General features: G+C 55.7%; 16 protein-coding genes. 6 read left to right on the forward strand and 10 right to left on the reverse strand.

The genetic code is table 11. The features are described 5' to 3' along the window. Positions 1-9: 9 nt before the first annotated feature. Genes E1573_RS06020 through E1573_RS06030 form a run of 3 tightly spaced genes read right to left on the reverse strand, consistent with a single transcriptional unit; the run spans position 10 to position 2,820 of the window. Entirely contained in the window at positions 10-1,059 is a 1,050-nt protein-coding gene (locus E1573_RS06020) for an RES domain-containing protein (RefSeq protein WP_133211602.1), read from the reverse strand. A 4-nt stretch (positions 1,060-1,063) separates the two neighbouring features. Beyond that, entirely contained in the window at positions 1,064-1,972 is a 909-nt protein-coding gene (locus tag E1573_RS06025) for a sce7725 family protein (protein ID WP_133211604.1), read from the reverse strand. Further along, entirely contained in the window at positions 1,954-2,820 is an 867-nt protein-coding gene (locus tag E1573_RS06030; RefSeq protein ID WP_133211606.1) for a sce7726 family protein, read from the reverse strand. Before E1573_RS06030 ends, E1573_RS06025 begins: the two co-directional genes overlap by 19 nt. A 646-nt stretch (positions 2,821-3,466) precedes the next feature. On the opposite strand from E1573_RS06030, the gene E1573_RS06035 reads away from it, so the two are divergent. After that, positions 3,467-3,685, forward strand: a complete 219-nt coding sequence (locus tag E1573_RS06035; protein ID WP_133211608.1) for a hypothetical protein — start codon at positions 3,467-3,469, stop codon at positions 3,683-3,685. A gap of 438 nt (positions 3,686-4,123) precedes the next feature. On the opposite strand, the gene E1573_RS06040 is transcribed toward E1573_RS06035, so the two are convergent. Continuing rightward, a complete protein-coding gene (locus tag E1573_RS06040) occupies positions 4,124-4,315 on the reverse strand; it encodes a hypothetical protein (RefSeq protein ID WP_133211610.1) in 192 nt (63 codons plus the stop codon). 39 nt (positions 4,316-4,354) lie between these two features. On the opposite strand from E1573_RS06040, the gene E1573_RS06045 reads away from it, so the two are divergent. Next, on the forward strand, positions 4,355-5,122 hold the full coding sequence (locus E1573_RS06045) for an SDR family oxidoreductase (RefSeq protein ID WP_133211612.1): 768 nt from the start codon (positions 4,355-4,357) through the stop codon (positions 5,120-5,122). Between the two features lie 96 nt (positions 5,123-5,218). On the opposite strand, the gene E1573_RS06050 is transcribed toward E1573_RS06045, so the two are convergent. From E1573_RS06050 to E1573_RS06060, 3 genes are all read right to left on the reverse strand, one after another. Continuing rightward, entirely contained in the window at positions 5,219-6,328 is a 1,110-nt protein-coding gene (locus E1573_RS06050) for an AGE family epimerase/isomerase (protein WP_133211614.1), read from the reverse strand. 76 nt (positions 6,329-6,404) lie between these two features. Next, on the reverse strand, positions 6,405-7,037 hold the full coding sequence (locus E1573_RS06055) for a TetR family transcriptional regulator (RefSeq protein ID WP_133211616.1): 633 nt from the start codon (positions 7,035-7,037) through the stop codon (positions 6,405-6,407). 133 nt (positions 7,038-7,170) lie between these two features. Continuing rightward, entirely contained in the window at positions 7,171-7,581 is a 411-nt protein-coding gene (locus E1573_RS06060) for a hypothetical protein (protein WP_133211618.1), read from the reverse strand. A gap of 326 nt (positions 7,582-7,907) precedes the next feature. Here E1573_RS06060 and E1573_RS06065 point away from each other — a divergent pair, with 326 nt between their 5' ends. Next, on the forward strand, positions 7,908-9,947 hold the full coding sequence (locus tag E1573_RS06065; protein ID WP_133211620.1) for an AsmA family protein: 2,040 nt from the start codon (positions 7,908-7,910) through the stop codon (positions 9,945-9,947). A gap of 59 nt (positions 9,948-10,006) precedes the next feature. Here E1573_RS06065 and E1573_RS06070 read toward each other — a convergent pair whose 3' ends face one another. Further along, positions 10,007-10,537: a bacterioferritin gene (locus tag E1573_RS06070; protein WP_133211622.1), complete on the reverse strand. Its 531-nt coding sequence runs from the start codon at positions 10,535-10,537 to the stop codon at positions 10,007-10,009. A gap of 147 nt (positions 10,538-10,684) precedes the next feature. Between E1573_RS06070 and E1573_RS06075 the strand changes: the two genes are divergently transcribed. Then, positions 10,685-11,575 carry a triacylglycerol lipase gene (locus E1573_RS06075; RefSeq protein ID WP_133211624.1) on the forward strand — a complete coding sequence of 297 codons (891 nt, stop codon included), beginning with the start codon at positions 10,685-10,687 and terminating at the stop codon, positions 11,573-11,575. On the opposite strand, the gene E1573_RS06080 is transcribed toward E1573_RS06075, so the two are convergent. Then, positions 11,556-12,452, reverse strand: a complete 897-nt coding sequence (locus E1573_RS06080; protein ID WP_133211626.1) for a DMT family transporter — start codon at positions 12,450-12,452, stop codon at positions 11,556-11,558. The two genes, E1573_RS06075 and E1573_RS06080, sit on opposite strands and share 20 nt — an antisense overlap. A gap of 97 nt (positions 12,453-12,549) precedes the next feature. On the opposite strand from E1573_RS06080, the gene E1573_RS06085 reads away from it, so the two are divergent. Together E1573_RS06085 and E1573_RS06090 are read left to right on the forward strand one after the other, a co-directional pair. Then, positions 12,550-13,350, forward strand: coding sequence for a helix-turn-helix transcriptional regulator (locus E1573_RS06085; protein ID WP_133211628.1), 801 nt, complete (start codon positions 12,550-12,552; stop codon positions 13,348-13,350). A 45-nt stretch (positions 13,351-13,395) separates the two neighbouring features. Then, positions 13,396-14,403 (forward strand): AI-2E family transporter, encoded by a 1,008-nt coding sequence (locus E1573_RS06090; protein WP_133211630.1) that lies wholly within the window; start codon positions 13,396-13,398, stop codon positions 14,401-14,403. Positions 14,404-14,492: 89 nt separating this feature from the next. Here the strand turns inward: E1573_RS06090 and E1573_RS06095 are convergent, their stop codons facing one another. Next, positions 14,493-15,758, reverse strand: a complete 1,266-nt coding sequence (locus E1573_RS06095; RefSeq protein WP_133211632.1) for an Hsp70 family protein — start codon at positions 15,756-15,758, stop codon at positions 14,493-14,495. Positions 15,759-15,824: the final 66 nt, after the last annotated feature.

Below are 15,824 nucleotides of genomic sequence, written 5' to 3' on the forward strand. Positions count from 1 at the left end.
GCTTGGTTCTTATTGTAGAGGGTGCATTTTTGGTTCGGTTTCATGTGTCGTTTTAGTTACTATGTATCGACTTGGGTCGCCAGTGGTAAACGCTTCAGAGTCGAACATTACATAATTTTTGCCGGTTTCAAATGAACTATTAAATGATAATCCATCTAGCCGTGCTTCTGATTTTATGAATTCACACAAAAATTGAGTAGGTATATATTCAAGGTGACTATTTTCAGGTCTGATTGGCTTTGATAAGTCTGCTGATAGAAGCTCAAGAAGATTAAGAAAATTGAGTGCTGGCTCCAGTTGGTTTTCCTCGAATGATGCCATTGAACAGTTTTTTCGTGGTTCTGTTAAGTCCAGTATGTAAAGATCTTTGTCTGGAGAGAACTCTGAAACATAGATGCTGCTAGAGTTGCTTGGTCTTACTTCGCTTATGCAGGTTTCAATGTTTTCTGCAAGATACAAGTATGGGATCCCAATAGGGTTGGCTCTCCCTCCACTTACTATCGAGTGAGGAGGAGTTCCCATTTTGTCCCTAGTTAAAGGCTCTTCGGAAATGCGAGCTCGATAGTATTTGTCTTCTTTGTATATTGGGGTTTTAAGCTGCTCAAGAAGCTGAAAGAAAACTGAGCTGTCAGTGCTTTGGGACGCTTCTTTAAAAATCGAAGAGTATATTGTGTTTTTCGGAAAGAACCGGTTTTTATGTTTTAGTTCAACTTTAAACTCTTCCCAGCTTTGGTTGTGTCCATCTAGCTCAAAGTCAAAAATATGTTTCTTTTCTCCAAATCCTGGCTCGTTAAATATTGCGTCAATAAGTAGGTTCGGGTTTCTTACGTTAGGGGAAATTATGCCGTATATATTTGCTAGGATGTCTGAGAAACTCTTGCCTTCGGTTGACTCTGTGAGGCCGTAAGTGAATATTTCTATTTTGTCTCGAAGGACTAACGGGTTTACACATTGAACTCGGTTGGCTCCGCAGAAGCTACACCGATTCAATTCGGCTGTACTGTATATCTTCTCAATTACGGCTGTGTCTGAAAAGCAGTTCGTGCAACATCTGGCCATAACATCACTCCTTGATGTAATCTACGATTGTCTCTACGTGATGTTTTAGCGAAAGTTTCTTAACTTGCCCCAGGCCTGGAAATGACTTGTTATCTAGTTCAAGTAAGCCGCGGAGTCCATGTGACATGTAAAAGTCGGTGGGGTTTTCGCTTACGTGAATCACTAGTTTTTTTAACGCGTCTTTGAATTTTCCGCCTGGGTTGGTTGGAGACTCATCATCAAAAGATGAAAAGTGACGTACATACATTGCGTCAAATTCTTCGCTATCAATATAGCTTAGGTGGATCGTAACAACATAAGCTGGGCCGCCGGACTCAGAGTAGTCCTCGCTTAGAATGGTATAGTCCCCAAAGCCGACTGCATTGGAGGTTTTTGCGTACTCAATGTGTAGGTTTGAGTAAAAAGATCTAGCTCCGTAGTCTGCGTTTCTTGCTTGTTTATTAAATGAATTTTTATAAAGGACAACTTTGTTGAGCATGGGTATTGCGTTGCTAGCAACTTTTTCTTGATTTATAAAAACTAGTTTGGCTTCGTTGAGTGCCGAAATCATTGCTTTGTCAACGCTATTCTCTAAGAATATGACGGCGTCGTCTTTGTAAGTTTTGAATAGTTCTGTAAATTGGGTGTTTATATTTTTTGTCTTTATGCACGGTGTAAATTTATTAGGGCTTAAACTTTGAATTTCTTGGTACAGATCTTCAGAGGAGCTTGCAAAGTCACCAAGAGTTGGGTTTATTATGACTATGGGTGTTATGCCATTTTCGAATAGTGTATTTATGGTTACTGAAAGTGGCTTTAGATTTGCCCTGACTGGCTCGATGAGTGGTGTGACAAACTCTGGGGATAGGGTTGTGGCTAACTCTCTCAGCGCTATCAGCTCGAACTGTTTTCCTCTTAATATAGGGTAGTACATAAAGTATCCTTACTGAGTTTTATGTTTAGAATGCTTAGTAGTTTTTGTTGCTGGACCTTAGTTAGCTTGTACTCAATTCCTGCCATTAACAGCGATTTTGGGAGAGATCTCAAAAAGGAGCTGTCTGCTTTCCTAGTCTTTTTTATAACCTTACTGAAGGTCTGGCGGACGTCAAAGGGTGGCGCTTTTATGAGTAACTCTTCGCATGCGTCGAATATTTCGGTGTTGGGGAGATCAGGAACCTCCCCATAAATGCTTCTTATTATTTCAGTGTATTCTCCGACACGCAAAGAACGAATTAATGTTCTCGCATCTATCTCGTGAGCCGCTAGCGGAGCTTCTTTGACGATTCTCAAAGTGTTTTTTTGGGTTAGCTCCATGATGCCGATATCTATGATGTTCATTTGAAGAAGCTTTTTTATATGACTAGCTTCAGTTACAACGTATACTCGGTCAAATATTTTCTTATAGTGTTCAAGTTGTTTTTCGAGCCTGTCGAAATTATCAAGCTCGGATTTTATTTCATAACAGGTAGAGTGACCATTTATTATTATGCAGTCAGCTTTGCTTTTGCTGACTCTAAATTCGGATAGAGCTGTTGCGGTGTTAAGGGAGTGTTTGCCGATAAGGATTTTATTGACAACGGTATTTTTGAAAAAATATTCGCTTCGATAATTTTTTTGTAAGTCTTTGTAGCAGATTTCAAAAACATCTTTTACAAAAAACTCAATGCTTAAATGAGTTGCGTAGTGCTGTGCAACTTTTCTAAGGAAGTTAGTGTCCCCCAAGCTAATCTCTGTTATTCGCTTGCTAGAGAAAAGTCGTGAAAGTTCTTGGTGGGTTAACATCTATACGTAATCCTGGTTGCAGGCCATATATGTTTATGGCTGCCTTCGTAATCGAGTAAGTTACCAATGAAAGCTATTGAAGGCAAGAGGTCTAGTGTATTCATGAGCTTTAATATTTTTCATTGGATATGCGTACTTCGATTTATTTCTGTTTGTGAGTTGTTACTATCGCTCAATAGCAACCTTGGTCTGCTGTGCCGACTGGTGCTTTGATGTCAAGGAGCCAGCAAAAAATCTTACCTCAGTGTTGAGGTTACGAAGGGGTCCTTGCAACCCTGTCAGCTTGCAAGACGAGCCACACACCGCTATCGTTTGCCTGTCGCTGCCAATTCAGCGACCGGGTTTGGTCGCCCGTCTTGTTACTGGCGCAACAGTTCCCAGATTACGAAATCGAGCGTTTCTAGCGCTTGCGTTCCGTTCTACGGCGGCTGTGCGCAGGACACTTTCGGGTGTGCCGGGTTCCTGTAACAGCCGGTCGACCAACCTGTGCACAGCTGCCACCCTTCGTTTGGTCGCGATTATGGCAGCTTCAACCTGTTATAGGAGCTGATATGCGTAACCTCATTTCAGGTAGTTTCTCCACCCGCTTTCACCAAAGCAGCGTTCATTTCAATTTGCTCACGTCAGGGGCATTGGGTGTGTGCTCATGACACCCACCAAGCGTGTTAATCGTTTGCAGGGCTATCTCTGGACGCTTGAGCTTCTTGGTGAAGCTCTTGTGAACAACGACAGCTATGAGGGCAGCATTCCCCCACCACAGCTTACTGTACGTACGAAGGCCGGTGTTCATGATGCGATTAGGATCATTGCAGGGCAGGCTAGTCAGGAATGTCGGGATCTGCTGACGCAGATGGATGTGGGTTGAACGGTCTCGTGTTGAGTCGGAGGAGCCCTTGCAATGCAGGGCTTCTTTTGTCTACCGCTTTGTGGAAAACCTTACGAGCACTTCCTCTGCACCGCGACACAAAGTCGCTGCAAACAGATGTTTTCCCATGCTTTTCAGTTGTCCACCATTGGTGTGGAAGTGACTGTGGGTAACTTGGTGGCACCTTGCTGAAAGCCTTTAGTTACAAGGGCTTGAGCTATTTGATTGTTTTTTGATCAAGTGTTCAAGAAAGGTTTTAAGCGGCAGTTGTCAAGTGTTTCATGCACGGCGCAACCCGTGCTAAAACCTATGGGTCAGCCTGTGGATAACTCTGTGGGCAAGCATTGGAAAGAACGCTGTAAGCGCCGACTTCACGGGCCTTGGGCCATCATCGGAAAAATGGCCTTGGATGTGATAGGTCAGACACTAACCGTGTGGTCAAGAAAAATACTTTCGATTGGCTGCAAACACCCGGTTTAGTGGGCCTGAAGTTGCCCCCAGAGTTTGTGCAAGAGCCTGTGGATAAGGTGAGTAAAGCTTGCTCCAGCCCATATGAATCAAGGCTTTGGAGTGATTGTCTGTTTTTTGTACAGTATCTGCATGCTTGCTGACGCGGTTATCGGCGGGCATTCTGCTGATCCGTAATATCGACCTTGCAAGGAGTACCCGATGACTTCCACCGTATTTATCACTGGGGCCACCTCTGGCTTCGGCGAAGCTTGTGCTCGCCGATTTGCCGAGGCTGGTTGGTCGTTGGTACTGACGGGCCGCCGTCAGGAGCGCTTGGATGCGCTATGTGAAGAACTGTCGAAACAGACCGAAGTGCACGGCCTGGTGCTCGACGTGCGCGACCGTAAGGCCATGGAGGCGGCGATTGCCAACCTGCCACCGTCGTTTGCCAAGCTGCGTGGGCTGATCAATAACGCCGGCCTGGCGCTGGGGGCCGATCCTGCGCCCAAGTGTGACCTGGACGATTGGGACACCATGGTCGACACCAACATTAAGGGCTTGATGTACAGCACCCGTCTGCTGTTGCCGCGCCTTATCGCCCATGGCCGGGGTGCGACCATTCTCAACGTCGGCTCGGTGGCGGGAAACTATCCGTATCCGGGTAGCCATGTGTATGGCGGCACCAAAGCGTTTGTCGGGCAGTTTTCCCTGAGCTTGCGCTGTGACCTGCAAGGCACCGGCGTGCGCGTCAGCAACATCGAGCCGGGGCTGTGCGAAAGCGAGTTCTCGTTGGTGCGCTTTGGCGGCGACCAGGCACGTTACGACGCGACCTATGCCGGCGCTGAGCCGATCCAGCCGCAGGACATTGCCGAGACAATCTTCTGGATCATGAACCAGCCGGCGCACATCAACATCAACAGCCTAGAACTGATGCCGGTGAGTCAGGCGTGGGCCGGGTTCTCGATTGACCGTTCGGCAAAGGCTTGAAATTGTCCTGGTAGGAGCGGGCTTGCCCCGCGATTGCGGTGTGTCAGTTAAACCGCTGTCGCGGGGCAAGCCCGCTCCTACAGGGTGATGGACTTATCAGACTTGCTGTTGCAGGCCTTGCAGGCAGGTTGCCAGGTGGTACGGGGTGGTCGACGGCATATCGCTGCGGCTGACCGCGCCACTGGCGTCACGGCACTCGTGCCAGCCACCGGCATGCAGGAAATGCTGCTGCAGCGCTTGTAGCTGGGCGAGAACCTTGTCGGCGCTGTTCGGGCGCAAGGTCAGGGCGCGCAAATATTCAGCCTGGGCCCAGATGCGCTGGGTCGCATCACGGACCTGGCCGTCAGCGCTGAGCATGGCCAGCACCGCAGTATTCTTCACGCCGCAGCGCTCGGCATAGGTGAACGCACGGTCGAGCGACCCATGCAGTTCGCTGCCGTGCAGCAACGGGGAAGAGTCGAGCAGGTAGAACCACTCGAACTGGTGACCCGGCTCGAACCAGTTATCCACAGCCCCACGTGGTTTTTCCAGCATGACCCCATGCTCAGGGTCGATGAAGTGTTGCTGCATGGCCTCGGCCAGCCCCAGCAGGGCACTTTGCACGTGCTCATCGTCGCGCACTGCCAGGGTTGCCAGGAAGGCTTCGGCCAGGTGCATCAATGGGTTCTGCAACGGGCCGCTGCCCAGGTCCGACCAGTCTTCACCCAGGCTGGCTTCATACAAGCCGTCATCGCGGGCAAATTGCTCGGCCACCACGCTCAAGGCTGCGTTGAGGGTGGACTCGACCAGTTGTTCTCGCACCTGCCCCCAGTAGTGGGCGCAGGCAAAAATGATGAAGGCGTGGGTGTAGAGGTCTTTGCGCCGGTCCAGCGGCTTGCCCTGGGCATCGATGCTGTAGAACCAGCCGCCATGTTCGGCATCGTGGAAGTGCCGTTGCAGCGAGCGAAACAGCGCGGCCGCGCGCTCACGGGCGCCTGGCTGCTCGATGCGGCTGCTGAACAGGTACAACTGGCGGGCACAGGCCATGGCCCGGTAGCGCTGCACAGGCAGTGGTTGCTGCTGCGCATCGAGCGCTTCGAACGGCAGGGCCATCTCCGCATTCCAGCCCGGGCCTTGCCAGAGCGGCACGATGCGCTGGGTAAAGTGCGCTTGCACCTGTTCGAGCAGGGCAGGCAGTTCAGGCTGGGCAGTACGAAGGTCGGGCATGGAGAAGATTCATCGCGATCAATGCGTTTGCGCGCATGGTAGCAGGAATCCCTGTGGGAGCGGCGGTGGGCCAGGTTCAACTCGGGGTGCTGAGCCCCTGCCAGTGTTTGGCGCCGACGAAAATGAAGCGCAGCTGTTGAGTGATTTTGTCTTGGGCGCTGAGCACTTGCGAGTCGTCGCCAGTGGGTTCGTCGATCAGCTCTGGCAGGGTGGCGAATACCGTCTTCACCACCAGATCAGCGATCACCGACAATGCGGCGCAATCCAAGTGCTGCCAGCGTGGCATTAAAGCAAGGTCGGTGGACAGGTCAGAACTGATGCCTTGGCGCAACGTGGCGATGGCCTGCCGCACGGGCTGCGAGCCGCCGTACTGCTCACGCGCCAAGAACAGGAACTGCGCGCGATTGGCCGCGACTACATCGAGGAAAATCCGCACCGACGCATCGGTAATGCCACCGAGTTCGAACTCATTCTGGCGCACCAGACGAATGGTTTGACGGAAGGTCTCGCCGACTTCATTGACCAACGCCAGTCCAAGCTGATCCATATCGGAAAAGTGGCGGTAGAAACCGGTGGGTACAATGCCGGCACTTTTGCTGACTTCGCGCAGGCTGATGCTGCCGAAACCTCTGCCACTTTCCATCAGGTGGCGGGCGGCATCCAGTAGGGCTTGGCGGGTCTGTTGCTTTTGTTCGGCGCGCGGCAGCATGGCGAGAGTCAGTTGGCAGTGAAACAGCCCTGCACTCTAATAGCCTGCGCCGGGAAAACAAAGCCCGGTCAATTGACCGGGCTTGGAGGGGAACCGTTGCAAGGCTGGGATCTCTTATTGTCTGGCATAGGCTTCAGCTCACGCGTTGGTTCTTTTCGATCAGACGGTCAGAACCACCTTCAGCGACTTGATAGCGCTCTTTCAGACGATCAGAACCGCCTTCGGCCACACGATTGTTGCGCTCCAGCAGACGATCAGAACCGCCTTCGGCTACACGATTGTTACGTTCCAGCAGGCGATCCGAGCCACCTTCGGCGACGCGATTGTTGCGTTCCAGCAGACGATCAGAGCCACCTTCGGCAACACGATTGTTGCGTTCCAGTACACGATCCGAGCCACCTTCGGCGAGGGTGTTCAGTGGTTGCGAGACCACCACCGAGCTGGAACGGGATTCGGCAGTCAGGTTTTGTTCGCTGGCAGGAATGGCGAAGGCATTGGCAGCCAGGACAGACAGGGACAGGCTCAGCAGAAATTGGCGTTTCATTGTTCGGTGCTCCTCGGTGGGGCTGGAAAGTGAGTACGGAGCCAATGCTACGCTTGGGGGCGAGAGTTAAAAGTTCATAAAGATAATGGTAACAATCAACGGAATTGATGTTTTACGGCGCGGGCTCTAACTCAATGCATACAGCGGCTTTGGCGGGGGCGTGGGCGGGCAGTCTGCGTCGATGATCAACGTCTGGATTGATGGGATGCCGAGAAAATAATCGGTTTTTCCATCATCAATTAAACCCCTGAGGTTTTCGTCAGTCCGATGGTTAAGTGCCATCAAAACGTCCACTGCAACTGAGTGGCCGTCAGGAGATTTATGCAATGACGCGTCCCGCCAGAATTCTCACCTGGACCCTCGCCAGCTTGCTGCTGGTGCTGTCGCTACTGGTAATCGTCATTGCGACGTTCGATTGGAACCGGATCAAGCCAACCCTCAATGCCAAGGTCTCTGAGGCGCTGCATCGGCCTTTTGCCATCAACGGCAACCTTGCCGTGCAGTGGCAGCGCGAGCCCGAGCAAGGCGGTTGGCGAGCCTGGATTCCGTGGCCGCGCTTCATTGCTGAAGACTTGACCCTGGGCAACCCGGACTGGCTCAAGGATCCACAAATGGTAGGCCTCAAGCGCGTGGAGTTTCGCTTGTCTCCCTTGCCGTTACTGTTCCAGCAGATTGTCATCCCGCGCATTGACTTGAACCAGCCCACTGCAAACCTAAAGCGCCTGGCCGATGGCCGGGCCAACTGGACTTTCGATTTCGGGCCAAAAGACGAACAGGCAGAACCCTCATCCTGGGTGCTGGACATCGGCGCCATTGGTTTCGACAAAGGCCAGGTAAGCCTTGACGATCAAACCTTGAAAACCCGTCTGGAGGTGGTGATCGATCCGTTGGGCAAGCCGGTACCCTTCAGCGACATCGTCGGCAAAGCCTCGGCGCAGAAGAGCGGTGGGGCGCAAGACTATGCCTTCGGCCTCAAGGCCAAAGGGCGCTTCAAAGGCCAGGCTCTGTCTGGTGAGGGCAAAATTGGTGGTTTGCTGGCGCTGCAGGATGCCAACCAGCCGTTTCCATTACAGGCCGACGTGCAGATCGCCGATACCCGCATCGCCTTGGCCGGCACCCTGACCGACCCTCGTAACCTCGGAGCCCTGGACCTTCGCCTGCGTCTGTCTGGCACCAGCCTGAGCAACCTTTACCCCCTGACCGGTGTGACCCTGCCGGACTCGCCAGCCTATTCCACTGATGGCCATTTGACCGCCAAACTGCACGAACCGGGCGGCGCGCTGTTTCGCTATGAAGGCTTCAACGGCAAGATCGGCGACAGCGATATTCACGGCGACCTGACGTTCGTTTCCCGCCAACCGCGGCCCAAACTCAGCGGTAGCCTGGTCTCCAACCAGTTGCTGTTCAAAGACCTCGCGCCCTTGATCGGCGCCGACTCCAATGCCCAGCAGAAGGCCAGGGGCGGGGCGAGCAAGCAGCCGGGTAGCAAGGTACTGCCGGTTGAAGAGTTTCGCACCGAGCGCTGGCGGGCCATGGATGCTGACGTGACCTTCAGTGGCAAACGCATCGTGCACAGCGAGGAATTGCCCTTCAATGACTTGTCCAGCCACGTGGTACTCGATGACGGTGTATTACGCCTGGAACCACTGCGTTTCGGCGTAGCGGGCGGCAAACTGGACGCGCAAATTCGCTTGGATGGGCGCGCGGTGCCCCTGCAAGGTCGGGCAAAGCTCAGTGCTCGCGGCTTCAAACTCAAGCAACTGTTCCCCACCTTCGAGCCGATGAAAACCAGCTTCGGCCAGCTCAACGGCGATGCTGACCTCAGTGGGCGAGGCAACTCGGTGGCCAAGCTGCTGGGCACTGCCAATGGCGAGCTGAAAATGTTGATCAACGATGGCGCCATTAGCCGTGGCTTGATGGAGATTGCCGGGCTGAACGTGGGCAACTATGTGGTGGGTCAGCTGTTCGGTGACAAGGAAGTGAAGATCAACTGCGCCGCCGCCGATTTCGCTATCAAGGACGGCCTGGCAACCACCCGGCTGTTCGTTTTCGACACCGAGAACGCGATCATTTACATCAACGGTACGGCCAACTTTGCCACTGAGCAGTTGGACCTGAAGATCAACCCCGAGTCCAAAGGCGTGCGGCTCTTGTCACTGCGTTCACCGTTGTATGTGCGCGGGCCTTTTGCCAAGCCCGACGCGGGGGTGCAGGCGGTGCCGCTGGCCTTGCGGGGGGCAGGCATGGTCGCCCTGGGGGTGGTGATCGGGCCGGCGGCAGGTTTGCTGGCGCTGGTGGCGCCGGGTGGGGATGTACCGAACCAATGCACACCGTTGCTTGAACAGATGAAGGCCAGGAAAAGCTAAAAGCATCGCGGGGCAAGCCCGCTCCTACAGGTGGGAGCGGGCTTGCCCCGCGATCAGTCTCAAAGCCCTTTGAGCAAGTCAGCCATGTCGTCGGCGTGTTCTTCTTCCTGGGCCAGTATGTCTTCGAAGATGCGCCGGGTGGTTGGGTCCGACTCGCCGATGTACTGGATGATCTCGCGATAACTGTCGATGGCGATGCGCTCGGCAACCAAGTCTTCAAGCACCATGTCCTTGAGGTTCTTGCCGGCTACATATTGAGCGTGGGAATTCTTGCTCAGGTTGTCTGGGTTCAGGTCCGGTTCACCGCCCAGTTGCACGATGCGTTCAGCCAACTTGTCGGCATGCTCCAGCTCCTGGGTCGCGTGCTCTAGAAACTCGTCTGCAGCGACGCTGGCCTTGATGCCGCTGGCCATGTAGTAGTGACGTTTGTAGCGCAAGGCGCAGACCCACTCCGTAGCCAGCGATTCATTGAGCAGGCGCAGGATTTTCTCGCGGTCAGCGCTGTAACCTTCGGTCACGGCGCCTTGCTCGACATGCTTGCGGGCGCGTTCGCGCAGGGTGCTCACATCGGTCAGTTCAACGGTGCTCATTGTCATCTCCTGGCTGATCACGGTGTTTCAGGGTGTACAGGTTTGGAACCGCAGCGATCGCCAGGAGTTCGATTGCCGTTGCAATCGAAGTGCCTGTAGGGTGCATTGGTGGGAGCGGGCTTGCCCCGCGAACAGGGATTACAATCAATGACGCAAACACTTGCCACACGTTATCCACTGGTCCTGGTACCGGGCATGCTCGGCTTCGTCCGCCTGCTGCTGTATCCCTACTGGTTCGGCATTGTCTCGGCCTTGCGCCGTGGCGGTGCCAGGGTCTTTGCCGTGCAGGTGTCGCCACTCAACTCGACGGAGGTGCGTGGCGAGCAATTGTTGAAGATCATCGAAGACATCCGCCAACGCACTGGTGCCGACAAGATCAACCTGCTCGGTCACAGCCAAGGTGCGCTGACGGCCCGCTATGCCGCAGCCAAACGGCCGGACTGGGTCGCCTCGGTCACTTCGATTGCCGGGCCCAATCACGGCTCGGAGCTGGCGGATTACCTGCTTGAGCATTACCCCGCCGGCTCCGCCCGCGGGCGTTTGCTCAAGGCGTTGCTGCATGGCCTGGGTGTGTTGATCGGTTGGCTGGAAACCGGCTGGCGCGGGCCGAAGCTGCCGATCGATGTGCACGCTTCGCACCATTCGCTGACCTGCGCTGGCGTGGCCTTGTTCAATCAGGCTTATCCACAGGGCCTGCCGGAAACCTGGGGTGGAGAGGGGCCGGCGCTGGTCAACGGCGTCCGCTATTACTCCTGGTCCGGCACTTTGCAGCCGGGTATCACTGATCGTGGCTTGAACCGTCTGGATGGCAGTAATCGCTTTTGCCGCCTGTTTGCCCGCACCTTCATCCGTGAGGCCGGGCACTGTGATGGCATGGTCGGTCGCTACAGCTCGCACTTGGGCCAAGTGATCGGCGACGACTATCCGCTGGATCACCTCGACATCGTCAACCAATCACTGGGAGCAGTGGGCAAGGGCGCCGAACCGGTGCGGCTGTTCACCGAACATGCAGCGCGGCTCAAGGCTGCGGGGCTGTAAGCGGGGCAGGGCGCACAGGGGTTTTCCAGCGCTCGGCAAGAACAACCCCGGCCAGGGTCAGCAGCCCGCCGAACACGTGGTACAGCGCCAGTTGCTCGTTCAGAACCATGGCGGCGATCACTGCTGTGATGGCCGGCAGCAGGTTGAAGAACAGGGTCGTGCGGCTTGGCCCCAGGCGGCTGACGGCCTGCATCCAGGCCAGTGGTGCAATCATCGAGGCCAGCACACACGCATAGAGCACCAGGCCGATATTGCCTGGGCCAAGCCCGGTTTTGTCGGAAAGCACGAACAACGGCAGCAGCACGATAATCGCCACCAGCACCTGCAGATAGAGCAGCAGCAAGGGCGGCAGGCGCAGCTGCCATTTTTTCAGCAAGGTGCTGTACAGCGCGTAAGCCAGGGTAGCGATCAGCATCAAGGCATCGCCGCCATTCACACCGTGCTGCAGCAGTGCACCCAGATCGCCAGCCGAAACCACCACCAGCACGCCGACAAACGACACCACCGCACCGATCAGAGCGCCGAAGGTCAGGCGCTGGCCCAGGCTGAGAATCGCCATTGCCAGTGACATCAGCGGCATCAACGAAAGGATGATGCCCATATTGGTGGCGCTGGTAATGGCCGCAGCGAAGTAGGCCAGGCTCTGATACACCGCCATGCCCAGCACGCCGAGCACGAAAATTTTGCCCAGGTTGGCGCGAATCTCTGCCCAATGGCGCAGCAGCGGGCGCAACAGGAACGGGGTGAACAACAGCCCGGCCAGCAGCCAGCGGTAGAAGCCGATTTCGGCGGGAAAAATCGCCCCGGCGGACATTTTCGTGATCACCGTGTTGCCTGCCCAGATAAAGATGGCCAGCAAGGGAAACGCATAGTTCATGACGCAACAACTCGTGTAAGTACAGGGCGCTATTATCTGCTGTCTGTCCTATTCGTTATACTTGCATCCAGACAACCCGCCCATCGATCCGGACAGCATGTCGCGTAAATACGTCAACATCCCAAATTTCACCACGCTGCCAGCGCCGGTGTACTTCCGCTACGACGAATTCGGCGCCGACACCCACAGCGCCGCACATCGGCACGCCTGGGGCCAGCTCAACTATGCGGCACACGGCATCATGCACCTGGAGATCGCTGGCCAGCGCTTTGTCTCGCCACCTCACTACGCCGTGTGGGTGCCGCCGGATACCGAACATAGCTGCTACAACCCACAGGCCATTGTTTACCGCTCGGTCTATCTGGACCGAGACCTGTGCCAGGCATTACCGGCACAGCCCTGCACCCTGGTGATCAGTGACATTCTCAAGGCCATTCTCGGTGACTTTGCCCGGCGTGACGTCAAAGTCCCAGAGGATGAAGCCGACCGTCGCCTGGCCCAGGTACTGGTGGACCAATTGCGCCTGGCCCCGACCCAGAGCTGTTTTTTACCCTACGCACGCAGCGCTGGCCTTGAGGGCGTTCTGCAAGCCATGCAGGCAGAACCGGGAGATAACCGCCCGCTCGCCGATTGGGCTGCGAGCGTGCACGTCAGCGAACGGACCCTGGCCCGGCAGTTCTTGCGTGAGCTGGGCATCAGCTTTGGCGAGTGGCGCCTGCGCCTGCGTTTCTTGCGCGCCATCGAAGCGTTAGAGCAGAACCTGCCGATTCAGCAGATTGCCTTTGATCTTGGCTACAGCAGTGCTTCGGCATTCATTGCCATGTTCCAGCGCCATGCCCAGTGCACTCCCGAGCAATATCGGCGCCAGGCCCGCTCTGCCACTATGCCTGCCGGGTGAAGGCTGGCAGACTGCGTTTTTTCCCGCCGTTGTCTTTGAGGGTGTATGACCTTTACCCCGCGCCAGATCAAAATGGCCAGTTGGATCATCGTATTCGCCGGCCTGCTGCTGGCGTTGCCGCTGAAGCTGTTGCCGAGCCTGTTGGCGGGCCTGCTGGTGTTCGAACTGGTCAACATGCTCACCCCCAAGCTGCAGTTGCTGATTGCCGGGGAGCGTGCGCGCTGGTTGGCGGTGGCGCTGCTTGGGACGTTGGTGGTCAGCAGCTTGACCTTGTTGTTCGCGGGGGCGATCAGTTTTCTGCTGCATGAAGCAGAGAACCCCGGCGCCTCGCTGGATAAGTTCATGCTGCTGGTGGACCAGGCGCGCGGGCAATTACCGCCGTTTGTCGATGCTTACCTGCCAGCCAGTGCGGCGGAATTCAAAGTGGCCATTGGCGAGTGGCTGAAAACGCACCTGGGCGAGTTGCAACTGGTGGGCAAGGGCGCGGCGCACATGTTCGTCACCTTGCTGATCGGCATGATTCTCGGGGCCATTGTCGCCTTGCAGCGCATCCCCGACATTTCCCGGCGCAAACCCTTGGCGGCTGCGTTGTTCAATCGACTGGCGCTGCTGGTTCAGGCGTTTCGTAACATCGTTTTCGCACAGATCAAGATTTCCCTGCTCAACACCTTTTTTACCGGGATCTTCCTGGCCGTAGTGTTGCCAATGTTCGGCGTTCACCTGCCGCTGACCAAGACACTGATCGTGCTGACCTTCTTGCTGGGCTTGCTGCCGGTGATCGGCAACCTGATCTCCAACACCTTGATCACCATTGTCGGCTTGTCGTTGTCGATCTGGGTGGCAATGGCGGCACTGGGCTATTTGATTGTTATCCACAAGGTCGAGTACTTCCTCAACGCGCGGATTGTCGGTGGGCAGATCAGCGCCAAGTCGTGGGAACTGCTGCTGGCGATGCTGGTGTGCGAGGCGGCGTTTGGATTGCCGGGGGTGGTGGCGGGGCCAATCTATTACGCCTACTTGAAGAGCGAGCTTCGGCAGGCTGAGTTGGTGTGATGGCAGATCGCGGGGCCGGTGGGATTGCCCCGCGAATCGATATGGCAGATAGATCACAATCGCGGGGCAAGCCCGCTCCCACCGGTACTTCAACCGTACCGCTTACGCGCCTCAATGGCCAAACCGCTGCCAATGCTACCGAAGATGTTGCCTTCAACATGCCGCGCATTAGGCAGCATCGCCGCTACGCTTTGGCGCAAGGCTGGGATACCACTCGAACCGCCCGTGAAAAACACCGTATCGACCTGCGTAACGCCCACGCCGGCTTTGCTCAGCAACTCGCTGACACTGCCGCGCACGCGCTCCAGCAGGCTGTCGATCGACTCTTCGAACAGCGCTCGGGTCAGCTCGACACTCAACCCCGACTCAACCCGCTTGAGGTCAACCAGACGACGCTCGTTGTGGGTCAGTTCGATCTTGGTTTCTTCCACTTCCATCGCCAGCCAGTGACCGGCGCGCTGTTCAATCAGCTTGAACAGACGGTCGATGCCATCGGTGTCTTCGATGTCGTAGCGCATGCTGCCCAGGGCCAGTTGGGACTTTTGCGAATACACCGAGTTGATGGTGTGCCAGGTCGCCAGGTTCATGTGATGGCTGGTGGGCATGAACGCGCCGCTTTTCATCCGGCTGCCATAACCAAACAGTGGCATCACGCCCTGCAGGCTGAGCTGCTTGTCGAAGTCGGTACCGCCGATGTGCACACCGCCGGTGGCGAGAATGTCAGCGTGGCGGTCATCGAGCATGTGCCGTTCAGGGGCGAGGCGTACCAGCGAAAAGTCTGAGGTACCCCCGCCGATGTCGACGATCAGCACCAGCTCTTCGCGTTGAATGCTCGACTCGTAGTCAAACGCCGCAGCGATGGGTTCATACTGGAACGAGACTTCTTTGAAACCGATCTTGCGGGCGACTTCAGCCAGGGTGTCTTCGGCTTCCTGGTCGGCGGCCTGGTCGTCATCGACGAAATGCACCGGGCGGCCCAGTACCACTTCATCAAAGGCGCGGTCGGCATTGGCCTCAGCGCGCTTTTTCAGCTCGCCGATGAACATGCCCAGCAGGTCTTTGAACGGCAGGGCGGTGCCCAGCACGCTGGTGTCGTGCTTGATCAGCTTGGAACCCAGCAGACTCTTGAGCGAGCGCATCAGGCGGCCTTCGTACCCTTCGAGGTATTCGTGCAGGGCCAGCCGGCCATAGACAGGGCGGCGCTCCTCGATGTTGAAGAACACCACCGACGGCAGGGTGATCTTGCCGTCTTCCAGGGCGATCAACGACTCCACGCCCGGGCGATGCCAGCCGACGGTGGAGTTGGAGGTGCCGAAGTCGATGCCGCAGGCACGGGCCGGGGATGCGTCACTCATGGGTTGTACTTCCGGGGGAAAAACGGCCGCGCAGTTTATGCCAGTGGCCAGCAGAATCAAGACCGA

The organism is Pseudomonas sp. H9, assembly GCF_004353925.1.
GTDB lineage: Bacteria > Pseudomonadota > Gammaproteobacteria > Pseudomonadales > Pseudomonadaceae > Aquipseudomonas.

What these genes read in the sequence shown, in the direction of transcription:
- E1573_RS06020 (WP_133211602.1), bottom strand. Translation starts at nt 1,059, where the DNA reads ATGGCCAGATGTTGCACGAACTGCTTTTCAGACACAGCCGTAATTGAG.
- E1573_RS06035 (WP_133211608.1), top strand. Translation starts at nt 3,467, where the DNA reads ATGACACCCACCAAGCGTGTTAATCGTTTGCAGGGCTATCTCTGGACG.
- E1573_RS06095 (WP_133211632.1), bottom strand. Translation starts at nt 15,758, where the DNA reads ATGAGTGACGCATCCCCGGCCCGTGCCTGCGGCATCGACTTCGGCACC.
- E1573_RS06060 (WP_133211618.1), bottom strand. Translation starts at nt 7,581, where the DNA reads ATGAAACGCCAATTTCTGCTGAGCCTGTCCCTGTCTGTCCTGGCTGCC.
- E1573_RS06075 (WP_133211624.1), top strand. Translation starts at nt 10,685, where the DNA reads ATGACGCAAACACTTGCCACACGTTATCCACTGGTCCTGGTACCGGGC.
- E1573_RS06040 (WP_133211610.1), bottom strand. Translation starts at nt 4,315, where the DNA reads ATGCCCGCCGATAACCGCGTCAGCAAGCATGCAGATACTGTACAAAAA.
- E1573_RS06045 (WP_133211612.1), top strand. Translation starts at nt 4,355, where the DNA reads ATGACTTCCACCGTATTTATCACTGGGGCCACCTCTGGCTTCGGCGAA.
- E1573_RS06050 (WP_133211614.1), bottom strand. Translation starts at nt 6,328, where the DNA reads ATGCCCGACCTTCGTACTGCCCAGCCTGAACTGCCTGCCCTGCTCGAA.
- E1573_RS06080 (WP_133211626.1), bottom strand. Translation starts at nt 12,452, where the DNA reads ATGAACTATGCGTTTCCCTTGCTGGCCATCTTTATCTGGGCAGGCAAC.
- E1573_RS06085 (WP_133211628.1), top strand. Translation starts at nt 12,550, where the DNA reads ATGTCGCGTAAATACGTCAACATCCCAAATTTCACCACGCTGCCAGCG.
- E1573_RS06065 (WP_133211620.1), top strand. Translation starts at nt 7,908, where the DNA reads ATGACGCGTCCCGCCAGAATTCTCACCTGGACCCTCGCCAGCTTGCTG.
- E1573_RS06070 (WP_133211622.1), bottom strand. Translation starts at nt 10,537, where the DNA reads ATGAGCACCGTTGAACTGACCGATGTGAGCACCCTGCGCGAACGCGCC.
- E1573_RS06030 (WP_133211606.1), bottom strand. Translation starts at nt 2,820, where the DNA reads ATGTTAACCCACCAAGAACTTTCACGACTTTTCTCTAGCAAGCGAATA.
- E1573_RS06025 (WP_133211604.1), bottom strand. Translation starts at nt 1,972, where the DNA reads ATGTACTACCCTATATTAAGAGGAAAACAGTTCGAGCTGATAGCGCTG.
- E1573_RS06090 (WP_133211630.1), top strand. Translation starts at nt 13,396, where the DNA reads ATGACCTTTACCCCGCGCCAGATCAAAATGGCCAGTTGGATCATCGTA.
- E1573_RS06055 (WP_133211616.1), bottom strand. Translation starts at nt 7,037, where the DNA reads ATGCTGCCGCGCGCCGAACAAAAGCAACAGACCCGCCAAGCCCTACTG.